Genomic DNA, 15622 nt, shown 5'->3' with positions numbered 1-15622 from the left:
GAGCCCCGGAGGGCTCACGCCGCGCGGCCGCGGCCGTCCTGGATGTCGTCGTCCACGCCCCGCTCATGGCTAGTTCTCGAGCCAGATGTTCTGCCAGCTGCCGCCATTGATCGGGATGCCCGTGATGTTCTCGGTGACCCCGCCCACCTTCTGACCGGTGCCTTCGATGCCGGGGAAGTACACCGGGATGACGTAGCCGCCCTGGTCGTAGTCGAACTGGATGAGCTGCTGCACCAATTCGGCACGAGCGTCAGGCTCGACCGTGGCGATCGCCTCGTCGTACACGGCCTGCCACTCTGGATCGGCCTGATGGATCTCGTTGAACGGGGCGCCCTCTGCGATGCCCTGCTGTGCCATCGTCAGGTACGAGCTCGTGTTCCAGAAGCTCTGCGCGACCGGGACTTGGGTCCACGACTGGGACCAGAACTGCGTCGGGTCCTGCTTGCGCACGGTCACATTCACCCCCGCCTCTGCCGCCTGAGTTGCGAAGACGCTCGCGATGGCTTCGGCACCCGGTCCGATCGGTGCCGAGAACAGCTCGACCTCGAGATCGGGGTAGCCGGCTTCGGCCAGCAGCGACTTCGCTTCCTCGATGTCCTGCTCGCGCTGCGGTACGGCGCCCTCGTACGCGGGGTCGATCGCCCCGAACACGTCGTTGCCCACTGCGCCCAGGCCGCCGTACACCTGCGCGTTCATGTCCTCGCGGTTGACAAGCAACCGCAGCGCCTGCCGTACGCGCGCGTCGCTGTAGGGTTCCTCGTCCACGCGGATCGTGATCGGCACGAAGCCGCGTGTCTGCGAGACGACGACCTTGCCGCCTGCCGACTCGACAGATGCGACGGAGGCTGCGGAGAGCTGATTGATCAGATCCACCTGGCCGGCTTGGAGCGCATTGATCTGCGCGGTCTCGTCGGCGAAGTTCGTGATGACGATCTCGTCGAGGTACGGCTTGCCGTCCTCCCAGTAGTCGTCGTACTTGGTGAAGGTCGACTCCTGACCCGGCGTGAACGACTCGAACTCGAAGGGGCCTGTGCCGATCGGTGTCGCGGGGTCGTAGCCCTCCGGCACGATCCGCGTAGCGAAGACATCCGAAAGGCCCTCCACGAAGATGCTGTACGGGGCCGTGAACGGAATGGTGAGCGTCACGTCGTCGACGACCTCCGCTCCCGCGAGATCGATCGGGCCCATCGTCGCAAGCCCCGGGAACCCGTTCTCCTCGATCCTGCGCAGCGAGAAGAGCACGTCGTCGGCGGTGAGTGCCGAGCCGTCGTGGAAGGTGATGTCGGGTTTGAGGGTGATGGTCCACTCGGTGGCATCCTCATTCGGCTCGATCGACTCGGCGAGAACCATCTCGGGCTGGCCTGTCTCGCCGTTCATCTTGACGAGTTGCTCGAAGAGCGCACCGACGCGGATGAAGTCCATGGTGGAGAGCGGATTCTGCGCATCGAGCGAATCGCCCGTGCCGCCGGAGGTCGCACCGACGCGCAGCGTGCCGCCCTCCACGGGAGTCCCTGTGGCATCGGGTCCCTCGCTCGAGCCTGCGCCCGCCTGCCCGCTGCACGCTGCCAGGGTGATGGCGGCGAGGCCGAGCACCCCCGCCTGGAACAATGTCCTGGCACCGCGTGAGCGGCCGGTGCGTCGGGGTCTGGTGAAACGTGGGTTCTTCATGACTTTCACACTCCTGGTCCTTGCGTATCCGGGTCGGCGCGTCGTTGCGCCCTTACGTGAGGTTGAGTCCGCCGTCGACGAGCAGGTCGATGCCGGTGATGTACGACGAATCGTCGGAAGCGAGGAAGGCGACGGCCTTGGCGATCTCGGCCGTTCGAGCCATCCGTCGCATCGGGATCTTCGCGACGTCGCCTGCCACCCGCTCCGGCTCGTTCTTCTCCGCGAACTCGATCTGCGCCGTACGGACATAGCCGGGCGAGATCGAGTTCACGCGGATGCCGTGACGGGCGAGGTTCATGGCCGCGTTGCGGGTGATGCCGAGCACGGCAGCCTTCGTCGTGACGTACGCGATGGCGCCGTTCTCGGTGCCGCCGCGATGCGCCCACGAGGACGCGATGTTGATGATGGATCCGGCGCCCCGCTCGATCATCGCCGGCAGGACCGCTTGCATCCCGAGGAGGATGCCGGTCTGGTTGATCGACACGACGCGATCCCACTCGCTCCTGTCGACATCACTCACCCCGGCTGGCGAACCGATGCCTGCGTTGTTGACGAGCACACTCACCGGCCCCCAGCGCGGATCGATCGACTCGACGACCGCCGCCCAGTCCTCCGCCGACGAGACGTCGCCGCGACGGTAGACGACCTCGAGTCCCTCGGCGTTGAGCCGTTCCGCGAGCGACTGTCCCTGTTCATCGAGGACGTCGGTGGCGACCACGCGGGCGCCTTCACGGGCGAGCCGCTCCACGTGAGCGGCGCCCTGCCCCTGGGATCCTCCGGTGACGATCGCCACCCTGTTCTCGAGCCTGTTCGACATGGCTGCGAGTCTTTCCGCGATCCCCGGGTTGCACCATTAGGCGGCGATATGGACCGTTGCGAGCGGCCTAGACCTGCATATGAGGCCTGTACGCATCGACAGCCGAGGGGCGGATGTTTGCGGTGCGCGCCAATTGTGGACGCACTCGTCGGTGCGGATGGTGAGACGTACGACCGCAGAAGGGATCGGACTCAGCCATGCACCTTGGATTCTTCAGCCCTCCGTACGCGCAGGCGTACGTCGATGGACGCCGTACTCTGCGGGAGGTGATCGAGTGGGATCTCCAGGTCGCCCGGTGGGCCGACGAATACGGCCTGCACGAGCTCTTCTTCGCCGAGCACCACACGATCGGCCACGAGCCGAGTCCCGCGCCCGATCTCATGATCGCCGCCGCCGCGCGTGAGACCACTCGCCTTCGACTGGGAGCGGCAGCGCACCTGCTGCCGTACCACAACCCGATGGCGCTGGCGACGCGACTCATGTATCTCGACCACATGACCGGAGGTCGCTATATCGCCGGCTTCGCTCCCGGGTCCTTCCCCACCGACGGCCAGTTCTTCGGCGTCGGCCCCGGAAACGCCAAGATGATGGACGAGGCGCTCGACATCATCGACGCGATCTGGACGAAGCGCGAGCCCTTCAGGATCGAGGGCGAGTTCTGGACCGTCGACATGCCCGCCCACTCGACGCAGTGGAATGGCCCGCACCTCAGGCCCTTCCAGAGCCCGCACCCCGAGGTGATGATGACCGGCGTCCAGCCGACGTCTCCCACTTTCGTGGATGCCGCGCGACGCGGCTTCTCGCCTATGAGTCAGCAGGTCGGCATCGTCGCGCTGCGCCAGCAGTGGGCGACCTACGAGGCGGCCGCGCTCGAGGCAGGCCACACCCCCGATCGCGCTAACTGGCGTGTGATGCGCGACGTGTTCGTCGCCGAGACCGACGACGAGGCGCGGCGCCTGTTCCTCGAGGGGCCGGCCGGCCGCACCTGGGACGAGCTGGTCCTGCCGACGTTCCGCGCCGTGCGCGACCGAGGTGGCAAGCCCTACGCCCTCGGCGAGTTGCTGCTGGACCCGGGTATGACGATCGACGAGCTCACGATCGAGTGGATGGTCGACAACTTCTTCCTCATCGGCTCGCCCGACACCGTCGTGGAGAAGATCATCCGGTTCAACGACACACTCGGAGGGGTCGGCGCGCTGCTGTCGTTCACGTTCGACTTCAGCGAGGACCCGGAGCCATACCGGCGCCACCTCGAGCTGCTCGGGCGCGAGGTTGCACCGCAGATCGCCTCCGTCGGTCCGCGCGCATTGGTCGCGGCATGACCGATGCGACGATTCCGGCGATCGCCTACGAGGCGTCGCCGGAGTCGATGGCGTTGCCCTCCGGCCGCGCCCGCACACCGATACTGGCGGGGACCCCGGCGGAGTCCTTCCACGTTCTCCACCGCGATGCCGGGGGTCGCAGCGGGGTGTGGCAGTGCACCCCGGGGCGCTTCGAGTCCGCGCGACAGGGCGACACCGAGCTCATGCACTTCATCGCCGGCGCAGGCACGATCACCACGGCAGACGGAACGGTTCACGAGATCCGTCCGGGAGTCATGCTCGTGGCGCCGGATGGATGGCGCGGGACGTGGGACATCCGCGAGACGGTGCGCAAGGTCTACACCATCTGGAACGTCCCCACCCCGACCGACGACACGACAGGAGACCTCTCATGACCTCGGCCCGCGAACTGCAGGAGTCGGCGTGGGATGCCGAATGCCGGCGCGACCTCGACGCCCTGCTCGAGCACTTCCATCCCGACGCCGTCTTCCACCCCGCCGGAGGGGCGCCGCAGAAGGGACACGATGCGATCCGGGCGATGACCGAGGACTTCTACCGCTCGTTCCCCGGCCTCGAGATCGACATCCTCGATCAGTGGGACAAGGGAGAATCTGCGGCGATCTTCGAATTCCGCGCCCACCTGATCGACACCGAGGGCGGCCGCAGCACGCTGGACGGCGTCTGTGCCGTCCAGGTCGCGGACGGGGTCTTCACGGCGGTCCGATACTACGAGGATGCACCCGTACCCGTCACGGGGTGATGGAGCCGAGCAAGGAGGGGCTGGTCGATGCGACCAGCCCCTCTTCCGCGCTCCTGTGGATTCAGTCGTCGGCGAGGATGGCGGAGAGGCGCTCGGCGGCGACGCCGCCCGTAGCGACGGCACCTTCGATCCATCCACGGAATGCGTGCGCGATGTCGGAGCCTGCGAACACCAGCCGACCCTCGGTCGCCTCGAGCGCAGACGCGTACGAGGAGAGCAGACCTGCGGGCGAAGCGCACCAGGTCCCCTTGGAATAGGGGTCGGCGAGCCAGTCGTAGCCATCGACTTTCCGCACGGTGGCCTCCGGCACGTATCGGCGGATCGCCGTCTCGACGTCTTCACGGTCGAGGATGTCGAGCGGGCGCTCCTGCGTTGAGAAGCCGACGACGAGATCGGCGCCGAGGTCGGTCTCGTCGCCCGGGTAGTCGGTGAAGAACACGTCGATCGGCGCGTCGTGCTCGCCGATGGCGAGCAGGTGCGGTGGGAGCCCGTCGACGAGCGCCCACAGCTTTTTCGCCGCGCCGGACTGACCGATCGCCGCGCCGGCAGCTTTGCCCGGAGACAAGGGCGGGTCGTACGCGAGGTCGTTGATGCAGTTGAGGGGAAGTGCGATCACGGCACCGCGAGCCCGCACGACGTTCCCTGCGTGGGTGCGGACCTCGACACGGTCCTCGGACTGGATCACCGCGGAGACGGGCGTCGACAACCGAAGCTCCACGCCGGAGTCGTCCAGCATCCGCTGCAGAAGGTCGATCGTTCCGGCAGCGAATCGGTGCGTGGGCGTGTGACCGATCGCGAGCACGTCGTCGTCGAGCAGCGGGATCCAGGACATGAGATGCAGGGCTGAGATCTGCGACAGGTGACACCCGGTCTCCTGGCGGATCCACGCGCCCATCAGCTCGGTCAACGTCCTGGAGAGACCGAACCCCGCGATGTACTCGTCCAGTGGCACGTCGAGGTCGGCGACTCCCTGGGTATCGAGGGGCCGGTACGGGTCGACGCGCGCGACCTGTCGCGCCGTCTCGGTCACGAATCGCTGGAGATCGATCTCGTCCCTGCGGCTGATCGGGCACGGTGCCGTGCTTCTGACGCCGTCCAGGATCGAGACGTGGTTCTTGGCCTCTGGGCTCATGGTGAGCGGCACGTCGTAGCGCTCGACCTCTGCCATCAGAGCGCGATTCCCGACGGTGTCGAGCCAGTTGCCGCCCATCTCGATGGAGAAGTCCGTATCGGCGAATCGCCGGTACCAGGTGCGGCCCCCGATGCGCTCCCGTGCCTCGAGAACCACGACCCGCTGTCCCCGTTCCGCGAGGTCGCGCGCAGCCGTCAGCCCCGCGAATCCGGCGCCGATGACCACCGCGTCGTAGATCTCATCGTCCATCGTGTCGTTCCTCCGTGCTCGTCGGTGTGATGTCAGGCCAAGCCTGTGGGTCGGTGGAGAGGGGCACCGGCGACGCCGGGATCGAATGCCGACACCACGAGTGTGCCCAGTGAGGCGAGCGCGAGGATGTCGAGATCCCGTCCGGCGAACGCCACATTGGTGGGCGTGGGAGCGTAGACGCCCGACCAGTCGTCGACGACGACGGTGAGGTCGCCCGCAGGCGTGAGCCGGTAGACCCGATTGGGCTGCCAGCATCCGATCCACAGCCCACCGTGGGCGTCGAACGCGAGTCCATCGGGGACTGCTCGATCGAACTCGACGACGGTCTCCAGCTCACCGCCCGCGAGAGGGATGCGCACCACTCTCGGCCATGTCGACTCCACGATGTACAGCCAGTCGCCGCGGATCGCGAGACCGTTGGCGAAGTGAAGGCCGTCGATCACCCGTGTCGTCCCGCCGCCCGGATCGATGCGCACGACACCCCCGTTCGTGGCACCCCAATCACCCGAGTCGGAGACCCACAGTCGTCCTTTGCCGTCGAAGGCGGGGAAGTTGGGATACGCGATCGGCGCACCGTATTGCTGCGCGCTCCCGCCCTGATCGACTCGCTGGATGCAGCCGTTGCCCACATCGCAGGCGTAGATGCGGCCGTCGCCGTCGAGCGCAAGGCCGAGCATCGATCCGCCCGGGACGGTGCACACCGCCTCGACCGCAGAATCCGCGAGCCCGAATCGATAGAGCTCGCCTCCCTCGCCGCCCGCGTACAGGAGCTCCTCACTGGGCGACCAGCAGACCGCCTCGGGATGCCGCAGCCCCTCGGCCACGGTCCGCAGACCCGCGCCGACCACCGACGCCGGAACGCCGGTGGTCGTGAGGGGCTTGGGGTCGACGGTCTCCGAGCCCGATGGAGTCATGCGTTCTCCTCCTGCGCTACGCGAGGGATGTCTATCGGATGCCGACACTCAGCCGATCTGGCTGTGATCGCCGAGTTCATGCCAGGTGCGGTTGTAGTAGACCAGAGGAACCTGGTCGTCGGCACCTTCCTGCGCGCTCGCCTCGATCGCCTCGACGAGCACGATCGCGGATCCGCCGGCATCCATCGACGTCAGCACCCGGCCGCGGATCCACGCACGGGCACCCGGGAAGTACACGTCACCGCTGGGGAGCCTGTCCCACAGCGAGGTGTCGGCGAATCGGTCGATGCCGCTTGTCGCGCCGAGCTGCGCGAGCGAGAGCTGCCCCGCCCCCAGCAGATGCACGACGACCGTCTCCGCGCGGCGGATGGTGGGAGTGCTCGACGAATTGGCCGAGAGCGAGAACATCAAGAGTGCGGGGTCTGCGCTGACGGACGCGACCGACGTCGCCGTCAGCATCACCGGGCCACGCCCCGCATCCGCCGTGATGACGGCGACACCCGCGGGGTGCTGGCGGAACGCCGCCTTGAAATCGTCGGACGAGAGCGCGGTCTCGGTGTACGGAGCTGCAATGGTCATGGTTTTCCCTCCTCTACTCAGGCGATGGCCGGGCATGGCGATGTCTCGACCGCTGCGATCTCGGACTCGATCCCTAACCGGCTGATGCCGGTGGGACTGACGTCCCGGGAAGTCGGAAATCGCTTCATACCTTCGATGGTGCGGGATATGCCCACGCCGGACCATTGGAGGCGGGAACGAACCTCCGCGCACGCCTTATGGCTCGATATAGGTGCCGGCCGCGATGCGATCCCACTGCTGAGCGAGGCGTTCCACAGCGAGTCTCGGACTCGACAGCACGGGAGTGCCGCCGGCAGGACGTGTGGCCGCGATCCGCGCCATGGATGCCTGGGCCAGCACCACCACGTCGACCTCGGCGGCCAGACGGTCCAACGACTCCGCGACGATCCGATCGTGGCCGGCAGCATCGCCTCGACTCAACGCATCGAAGGCACCTTCGCACACCACGGGCACCACGGACACGTCCCGGTCCGCCTCCTCCGCCGCGGCGATGATCAGGCGGGTTGTCGGGGCGAGGGTCGTGGGCAGTGTCGCGAGGACCCCGACGGCCGACCCCATTCGGACGGCGCGCTCGGCCATGGCCCGATCGACCCGGATCACCGGCACTGCGGTGTCTGCGGAGATGTCGTCGACCAGGTCGCCGACGGAGGAGCAGGTGACGAGGATCGCGTCCGCGCCGAACTCGGTGAGCGCCGAGACGTGATCCGCCAGCCGCTGTCGCGTGAGTTCGTCGACCTCTCCATCGCGAACCGTGCGTTTGAGCAGCAGCTCGTCGGCGATCACGACGGTTTCGACGCCGGGGAGAAGCTCACCGGCGAGATCCCCGAACACGGGTGCGAGTTGAGGGACCGTATGGACGATTCCCAAGCGCATGATCAGTAGATCTCGGCGAGCACGCCGCCGTCGACTACGAGCGCTTCGCCGGTGATGAAGCTCGCATCGTCGGACGCGAGGAACAGCACGGCACGAGCGACCTCACGCGGCTGGCCGATCCGTCCGAGGGGATACTCGGATTCCGCCTGAGCCCGCAGGGCCGCAGGGTCCTCGGCCGCGGCGAAGTACGCCTCCACCAACGGGGTCTGGATATCACCCGGACAGACGGTGTTGCACCGGATTCCGTCCCGGCCGTACCGCACGGCCGCCGACTTCGTCATTGCCAGCACGCCGCCCTTCGCCGCGCCGTACGCGGCGAGCATCGGGTCTCCGGCGAGAGCCACGACCGAGGACACGTTGACGATCGACCCGCCGCCGGCACCCCGCATCACCCGGATCGCGTGCTTGCAGCCGAAGAACGGACCCTTGAGGTTGACGGCGAGAACGCGATCGAGCTGCTCCTCGGTGGTGTCGGCAAGTTCCTTCTCCACCTGGATCGCGGCATTGTTGACGAGCACGTCGAGCCGTCCCCAACTCTCTACCGCGAAGTCGACGAGCGCGGCGACCTCAGCTTCCTTCGAGACATCCGTGTGCCGGTAGACGCCGATCCCCTCCATCACCGCGGCGCCCGCCTCGTCGTTCACGTCGCACCCGAGAACCAGAGCGCCCTCCGCCGCGAACTCCCTGGCCAGAGCGCTTCCCAGGCCCGAAGCCACCCCGGTGACGATGACGCTACGTCCTTCGAATGTGCTCATGTGATTCCTCTCGACGGGAGCTATTGCGGATGAAGCCTCTCGGCCGGGAGCGCGACTGTCCACTGTCCCAGCGCCGAACGTGGCGGCCCCGCGTTGTACTGGCACACAATCGACCGCTCACTGAGCGGACTGCGAGAGCGCCAGTGCGCGCAGCGCGAACCAGAGTTCGCTGACGTCTGCGGTCGAGCGCATCGACCGTCCCGTCAGCTCCTGGATGCGGGCGATGCGGTAGTTGACCGTCTGAGTGTGGACGAAGAGCTGCTCGCTTGCGCGACTGGGCGACCGATCGCATTCGAGATACACCTGGAGAGTCTGGATCAGATCAGAGCCCTGCGTGCGGTCGTACTCGATGAGCGGGCCGAGCACTCGGTCGGCTGCCAGTCTCGACTCGACCAGCGTGCGCGGCAGGAAAGTGGGGCTGCCGTCGCCGTACAGGGCAAGGGCGGCCACACTCGGGCTCACCGTCTCCAGTGCCCACCGCGACTGACGGACGGCATCGCCGAGGTTGCCCGCACCGGAGAACACATCGCTGATCCCAGCGCGCCATCCCTCGAGTGCGGTGCGCTCCTCCAGGTCGGCCTGGGAGACGTCGTCGGCGCGCACGACCGCGATGGCGACGTGGCCGATCTCTCCCAACAAGAAGGGAATGCGGCGCACGAGCCAACTCCGCGCCAGCCTGTTGACGGCGGCCGGCGAACCGTCGATCGCGAGGGCGCGGAGATCGCCGTGGATGCGGCGGCCCCGGAAGAGCTCCGTCAGGACGGCCGGTTCGAACCGGCCGTTCAGCCCGTCGTTGAGTAGACCCGCTCCTGACCGGCGAGCACGCTCGACCTCCGCGTCGACGCGCGCGATCTCCAGGGAGCACGCGGCGGCGATCTGCTGCAGCACCGCGAGCTGCGGCTTCACCCCTCCCTTGGGGAAGGCGATGAGACAGGCCGATCGCTCGCTCGGAATCGGCATCGCAAGCGCGTTCTGGTCGCCGACGGTCAGGTTCATCACGAAAGGCGCCCTTCCGGAAGACCTTCGGACCTCTTCGTCGTAGGCGTCCTTCCACTCGCGCGCGGGGGTGGATGCTCCGCGTACGAGCGGCTCCCACATCTCGGGATCCACGACTAGGAGCCGGCAGTCGACGACGTGGCTGAGGCGATCGACGAATTCCGTGCCGGCGAGGTCCTCGCGGAGGCTGGCCATGACTTCACCGTGCACGCGCGCGATCTTCGTGAACGATTGGTTCTCCGCGCGGGCATTGGCCGCGGCGACGAACCGCACGTACTGGGCGAAGCCGACTGTGTGCGCACCGAAGATCACCGGAAAGCCGATGCGGTCCGCGGCAGCCAGCATGTCGCCCGATATGGGAGGGCATCGCTCGTCTTCGCCGACGACGAGACCGCTGAGCCCTGCCGTCGCCAGCCGCTCGACGAAGGTCACCTGATCCTGTGGCGTCTCGGGAAGGATGTACCCGCACGTCAGCACGAGGTCGCCCGGGTCGAGCCAGTTCCACGGGTCGAATGCATCCGAGACGTGTGCCCACGTCACCCGCTGATCCAAGCCTGCCTCGCCGGCGAGCACCGTCGCCTGGAGATAGCGCAATCCGACGAGATCGCGGACCGTGACGCCGTTGGGGGACGTCGTCGCGGGAGCGTTCGACTGTGCGTCGATCCGGGTCATCGCTGGAGTCTACGCGCCGCCGGCCTTCGTCGGGCCTGTACTCAGATATAACTGATGCCGAGTGTCCTATGCGAGAGGACATTGCCAACCTCGCAGGGCGGCGCACGCGCAATGCCGGGGTGAATGCGACCTTCTTGTGCCCCTAGTCCGAGAATCGTTGCGTGATGTGCCCGATTCCCGCGATCTCGGTGACGAGCACTTCGCCCGGTACGAGGTAGCGGTTCGGCTTCATGCCGGCACCAACGCCGGGCGGCGTTCCGGTGAAGACGATGTCTCCCGGAAGAAGCTCGAGCGTCTTGGAGAGCCGGCTGATGAGCTCCCCGACGGGGAAGATCAGCTGCGCTGTAGAGCTGTCCTGGACACGAGTCTCGGTGCCGTCCAGGCCTGCGATGGTCGCGGAGATCGCGAGCTCGTTCGGGTTGCTGAACTCATCGAGCGTGACGATCCAGGGTCCGATCGGTGCGAAGTTCTCGAACGACTTCCCCATGCTGAACTGAGCGGGCATCCCCTGCCACTGCACGGTGCGCTCGGAGAGATCCTGGCCCACTGTGTAACCGGCGATCCGGCTCAAAGCTTCGGACTCGGGGATGTCGCGGCCCCCCGTGCCGATCACGACGACGAGCTCGGCCTCCCAGTCAACGGTCGAGCCCGGAAGTCGCACGTCGACGTCCGGTCCGGCGACGGCCGACGCGAACTTCGTGAACACGACGGGATGCTCGGGGATGGGAAGGCCAGCCTCGTGCGCGTGATCGGCGTAGTTCAGACCGACGCCGATGACCTGTCGCGGTCGCGGCGAGGGAGCCCGCAGCTCGGATGCTTCGAAGACCTCGGCCCGCTCGTCCGCGGCGACGTCAACCGACCCCGCCCACTCGGCGAACTCGGGCCAGCGGGAGAAGACTGCACTCGGGTCGGCGGCGAAGCGCCCACCACTGGCCCTCTCGACGTCGAGGGCCCAGTCGCCGTCGACCAGCACGAGACGATCAGAGCGATTTGCGATGCGCACGCGCGGTCACCACACTTCCGGTAGGAAGATGTCCTCAGGGATCACCTCGGGCAGGTACTCCCCCGCGCGGGTCCTCTCGTGGATCTCCTGGAACGACAGCCCGGCGTCGCGCGCGGCGACGAGCTTCTCGGCGTCGAAGAACGTGCCGATCGGGTTCTCGGCGAATTCCTTCGCGTTGGCGATCCATTCGCTCGAGTCGGCCCAGTCGCCGAAGCCGTCGACCTGGATCTCTACGCCATTGCCGTCGGGGTCCTGGTAGTACACCGACATCGTGATGCCGTGGTCGAGCTGCAGGAAGGGCAGGATGCCGTGGTCGCGCAGGCGGATGTAGTTGTTCATCCACATGTCGAACGTCGAGAACTCGAAGGCGGTGTGGTGGATGCCGGTCTCGTGCCCCTTGTCTGTGGGGTGCTTAAGTCCGGGAGGGGAAAGCAGCGCGATGCGATGATTGGCGTCGTCGTTCGTGAGCCACGATGCCTCGTCGCTCTGGAACACCGGCCGCAGCCCGCACACCAGTCCGTACCACGTGACCATCTCGTTCATCCGCAGTGTGGTGAACGTGGTGTGGTGCAGCTTGGGCGGGTTCGCCGGCCAGTTGGTCGCCTTGTTCTCGGGCATATTCTCTCTCCTTCGAGGGATTGGATGGGATGGGTGCGTCAGCGACGCGGGGAGGACTGTACGAGGTCGAGGGCGGCGGCGATCTGCGCGTCAGGCCCGATTTCGTGGAGCCGGTAGAGCTCCTGCAGCGTTCCGGTCTGTCCGAACTCGGTCACGCCGAGGTTGATGCTCGGCACCCCCCGCACAGCTGCGAGGAACGCGAGCGTGTGAGGGTGGCCGTCGAGGACCGTGACCATCGGGGTGGAGCGTTCGGCGGGGAAGAGCTGCTCGATGATCGCCGGATCGCTGGCACCGGCGTCCGTCGACGCATGCCCGGTGCGCGCCCGTACGGCCCGATACAGGCGGTCGGCGCTGGTCACGCACACGACATCGGCCGAGATTCCGAGCGCCTCGAGCCGGTCTGCCGCGATCAGCACCTCTGGCATCAGCGCGCCCATTCCCACGAGCGTGACGTCGGGGTGCGGCACCCGCCGCAGTGCGTACCCGCCCGCGACGACCTGTCTGCGACGACGCTCCCGCGCGGCTGGGTCGGCGGGCACGTCGGCGAGCGCCTGATCGATCACGCGGGATGTGAGGCGGAAGTAGCTGGAGGAGCCGCCCAGGCGTCCCAACCGCGCGAGCGCGTCGAGCATGCACCACTCGAAGTCCTGCACGAACGCGGGTTCGAACGCGACGACGCCCGGCTGCTCGATGCCGACGGAGGGGGTAATGATCGATTGGTGGGCGCCGCCCTCGGCGGCGAGCGTCACGCCCGACGGTGTCCCGACAAGGATCGACTGGCCGCCGCCGTAGACCCCGAAGGACCAGGGCTCGAGCGCGCGCGTCACGAACGGGTCGTACAGCGTTCCGATGGGGAACACCGGTTCGCCCCACCGGCTCCAGGTGGCGCCGAGCTCGCCGAGCAGGCTGACGAGGTTGACCTCGGCGATGCCGAGCTCGATGTGCTGGCCGGTCGGTCGCTCGTCCCAGTGCAGGATCGTCTCGGCGTCGTCGGCGAACCAGTCGCGCTTGGCGGACGGCGACCAGACTCCCGCCTTGTTGACCCAGCCGCCAAGGTTGGTGCTCGAGGCCACATCCGGCGCGACGGTGACGACGCGGCGCGCAGCCTCCGGCGCCACGCGGGTGAGGTCGAGCAGCAGCCGCCCGAGGGCCTGCTGCGTGGAGCTTCGGCCCTTCACCTCACGACCGAAGTCCTCGGGAACTGCGGGCGGCGATACGTCCACTGAGGGTGCGCGGCGCAAGCGCTCCGCCACCGACGCGCACACGAGCGCCTCGGCGGAGTCTGCCGGAAATCCGCGCCACGGGTCGCCGACGTCCTCGCCGAGCTGTTCGGCGACAAGTGCGAGCTGTTCGGGCTTGAGCAGGTTGGAGTGGTTCTGCGGGTGCCCGGCGCTCGGGAGCCCGTTGCCCTTGATCGTATAGGCGAAGATCACGGTCGGGCGGGAGTCGTCGATCGCCTCGAAGGCATCCACCAGGGCGGGGATGTCGTGGCCGCCGAGGCCGCGTATCACGCGGGTGAGATCAGCATCGTCGAGGCCGGCCAGCAGTTCGGTGATGGCGGGTGCGCCCGCACCCGTCCCGGGCAGTCGATCACGCAGTTCTGCGGGCGCGCAGCGCAGAAGGCGCTGGTACTCGGGGTTCGACATCTCGTCGATGCGTCGTTGCAGGTGCTCCCCACCGGGTCGAGCGAACAGCTCGGCCTGGAATCGGCCGTACTTGAGCGTGATCACCTGCCACCCGGCGGCGGCGAACATCGCCTGCAGGCGGGTGGCCGAGATGTTCGGCACCACGCGGTCGAGGGATTGCCGGTTGAAGTCGACGATCCAGACGATCTCGCCGAGGTCGGTCACGGTGGGGTCGAGGACGGCCTCCCACACCGCGCCCTCGTCCAGCTCGGCGTCTCCGACCAGAGAGTACTGCCGGCCTGCGCTGCGCTGGGTGCCTGCCGTGTCGGCCACGAATCGCCGGGCGATCGCGCCCCAGATCGGCGCGGTCGCACCGATGCCCACCGACCCCGTGGAGTAGTCCACCGTGTCGGGGTCTTTCGACCGGCTCGGGTAGCTCTGAAGCCCGTGAAAGGCGCGGAGCGTGCCGAGCTGCTCGGGAGTCAACTGGCCGAGCAGGTAGTTGATCGCATGGAGGACCGGCGAGGCGTGCGGCTTCACCGAGACCCGATCCTCAGGACCGAGAGTGGTGAACCAGAGGGCGGTCATGATCGTCGCCATCGACGCGCTGGAGGCCTGGTGCCCGCCGACCTTGAGCCCGTCAGGATCCCGGCGGCCCGGTGCGTTGGCTGCGTCGATGATCGCCGTCGACAGCCACAGGACCTTGCGCTCGATCGCTTCGAACACGTCCAATGCGTCGGCGGTCTCCGCCGTACGGTGCGTTGTCGTCGCCATCATGACCCCCTTGTCGGCACAGGATATATCTTATACAGTAGCGATGGCAACGTGGCGACGCCGATTCTTCCTCGTCGGCCTGACACCATGGACACGAACGAACACGAGGAGACCCGCATGGCACTGGATGGCCAAGTCCGCTCGGTGGCGAGCGCCAACAGCTCGGCCGTCGACCTCGTGACCTCCGAGATCCGCCGCGCAGTGCTCACCGGCGCCCTCCCTGCCGGCGAGCAGTTCTCGATCCGCGACCTGGCCGCCCAACTCGGCGTCAGCCACATCCCGATTCGCGAAGCACTCCGCCGACTCGAGTCCCAGGGGCTGATCGTCCTCCGCCAGGCGCGCAGCGCGAGCGTGGCACCTCTCAGCACGAGCGACCTCGAAGCGATCTACCGCTTGCGCTACCAGATCGAGCTCCCCCTCGCCGGCGCATCGGCGGGCCGTCGCGACTCCTCAGAGATCTCTCGTCTCGACGAGCTGCTCGAAGCGAGCCGCGACCTCGACCCCGAGGTCGCATGGCAGGGGCACTACGACTTCCACGAAGCCCTCGTGCACCCCGCGGCGAACGCGTGGGACGACCGCGTGCTGCACACCCTGTGGATGGCGGCCGAGCGGTACACGCACCTCGTCTTCGATCCGACACAGATCACCGAGGATGAGCGACAGCGTCGGTATGACAAGCATCGGCAGCTGCGCGATGCAGCACTGCAAAGCGACCCCGAGGCGATGATGGCAGCCCTCCGGGAACACCTCTCGGGCAACGAAGACCGCATCCGCGACCACATCCGCGCGATCGAAGCGCACTGAGGCGGCTCTTGTGCACCGCACGTAGACGACTTACCATGCAGGATATATCGTAGCGAATAGC

15 protein-coding genes are annotated in these 15622 nt (G+C 67.4%); 4 read left to right on the top strand and 11 right to left on the bottom strand.

Features of this window, described 5'->3' with window-relative positions; genetic code table 11:
• Positions 1 to 69: 69 nt before the first annotated feature.
• Positions 70 to 1668 carry an ABC transporter substrate-binding protein gene (locus ACFQ0P_RS07975; protein ID WP_204978114.1) on the bottom strand — a complete coding sequence of 533 codons (1599 nt, stop codon included), beginning with the start codon at positions 1666 to 1668 and terminating at the stop codon, positions 70 to 72.
• A 52-nt stretch (positions 1669 to 1720) separates the two neighbouring features.
• Positions 1721 to 2485 carry an SDR family NAD(P)-dependent oxidoreductase gene (locus ACFQ0P_RS07970; protein ID WP_204978113.1) on the bottom strand — a complete coding sequence of 255 codons (765 nt, stop codon included), beginning with the start codon at positions 2483 to 2485 and terminating at the stop codon, positions 1721 to 1723.
• Positions 2486 to 2682: 197 nt separating this feature from the next.
• On the opposite strand from ACFQ0P_RS07970, the gene ACFQ0P_RS07965 reads away from it, so the two are divergent.
• Genes ACFQ0P_RS07965 through ACFQ0P_RS07955 form a run of 3 tightly spaced genes read left to right on the top strand, consistent with a single transcriptional unit; the run spans position 2683 to position 4567 of the window.
• Positions 2683 to 3807 (top strand): LLM class flavin-dependent oxidoreductase, encoded by a 1125-nt coding sequence (locus tag ACFQ0P_RS07965; RefSeq protein WP_204978112.1) that lies wholly within the window; start codon positions 2683 to 2685, stop codon positions 3805 to 3807.
• Positions 3804 to 4202 (top strand): cupin domain-containing protein, encoded by a 399-nt coding sequence (locus ACFQ0P_RS07960; RefSeq protein ID WP_378771843.1) that lies wholly within the window; start codon positions 3804 to 3806, stop codon positions 4200 to 4202. Before ACFQ0P_RS07965 ends, ACFQ0P_RS07960 begins: the two co-directional genes overlap by 4 nt.
• Entirely contained in the window at positions 4199 to 4567 is a 369-nt protein-coding gene (locus ACFQ0P_RS07955) for a nuclear transport factor 2 family protein (RefSeq protein WP_204978110.1), read from the top strand. Before ACFQ0P_RS07960 ends, ACFQ0P_RS07955 begins: the two co-directional genes overlap by 4 nt.
• Before the next feature lie 61 nt (positions 4568 to 4628).
• Here the strand turns inward: ACFQ0P_RS07955 and ACFQ0P_RS07950 are convergent, their stop codons facing one another.
• The 9 genes from ACFQ0P_RS07950 to ACFQ0P_RS07910 form a co-directional block, all read right to left on the bottom strand.
• Positions 4629 to 5948: a flavin monoamine oxidase family protein gene (locus tag ACFQ0P_RS07950; protein WP_204978109.1), complete on the bottom strand. Its 1320-nt coding sequence runs from the start codon at positions 5946 to 5948 to the stop codon at positions 4629 to 4631.
• A 32-nt stretch (positions 5949 to 5980) separates the two neighbouring features.
• Entirely contained in the window at positions 5981 to 6862 is an 882-nt protein-coding gene (locus tag ACFQ0P_RS07945) for an SMP-30/gluconolactonase/LRE family protein (RefSeq protein WP_204978108.1), read from the bottom strand.
• 48 nt (positions 6863 to 6910) lie between these two features.
• Positions 6911 to 7441, bottom strand: coding sequence for a flavin reductase family protein (locus ACFQ0P_RS07940; protein ID WP_204978107.1), 531 nt, complete (start codon positions 7439 to 7441; stop codon positions 6911 to 6913).
• Between the two features lie 195 nt (positions 7442 to 7636).
• Entirely contained in the window at positions 7637 to 8272 is a 636-nt protein-coding gene (locus tag ACFQ0P_RS07935; protein WP_204978106.1) for an aspartate/glutamate racemase family protein, read from the bottom strand.
• Positions 8273 to 8316: 44 nt separating this feature from the next.
• Positions 8317 to 9069 (bottom strand): SDR family NAD(P)-dependent oxidoreductase, encoded by a 753-nt coding sequence (locus ACFQ0P_RS07930; RefSeq protein ID WP_204978105.1) that lies wholly within the window; start codon positions 9067 to 9069, stop codon positions 8317 to 8319.
• A gap of 117 nt (positions 9070 to 9186) precedes the next feature.
• Entirely contained in the window at positions 9187 to 10737 is a 1551-nt protein-coding gene (locus tag ACFQ0P_RS07925; RefSeq protein ID WP_204978104.1) for a PucR family transcriptional regulator, read from the bottom strand.
• Positions 10738 to 10879: 142 nt separating this feature from the next.
• The gene (locus ACFQ0P_RS07920) at positions 10880 to 11710 is read right to left on the bottom strand and encodes a fumarylacetoacetate hydrolase family protein (protein WP_378771840.1); all 831 of its coding nucleotides are present in this window, start codon (positions 11708 to 11710) and stop codon (positions 10880 to 10882) included.
• Positions 11711 to 11746: 36 nt separating this feature from the next.
• Positions 11747 to 12358, bottom strand: coding sequence for a VOC family protein (locus ACFQ0P_RS07915; protein ID WP_204978102.1), 612 nt, complete (start codon positions 12356 to 12358; stop codon positions 11747 to 11749).
• A gap of 38 nt (positions 12359 to 12396) precedes the next feature.
• A complete protein-coding gene (locus tag ACFQ0P_RS07910) occupies positions 12397 to 14757 on the bottom strand; it encodes a transketolase-like TK C-terminal-containing protein (RefSeq protein WP_204978100.1) in 2361 nt (786 codons plus the stop codon).
• Positions 14758 to 14874: 117 nt separating this feature from the next.
• Here ACFQ0P_RS07910 and ACFQ0P_RS07905 point away from each other — a divergent pair, with 117 nt between their 5' ends.
• Entirely contained in the window at positions 14875 to 15561 is a 687-nt protein-coding gene (locus ACFQ0P_RS07905) for a GntR family transcriptional regulator (protein ID WP_204978098.1), read from the top strand.
• Positions 15562 to 15622 lie beyond the last annotated feature (61 nt).

This window comes from Microbacterium insulae, assembly GCF_042677065.1.
GTDB classification, from domain to species: Bacteria; Actinomycetota; Actinomycetes; order Actinomycetales; family Microbacteriaceae; genus Microbacterium; species Microbacterium insulae.
Note: the sequence above shows the minus strand (reverse complement) of the source record. Positions and strands in the feature narration are given on the sequence as shown.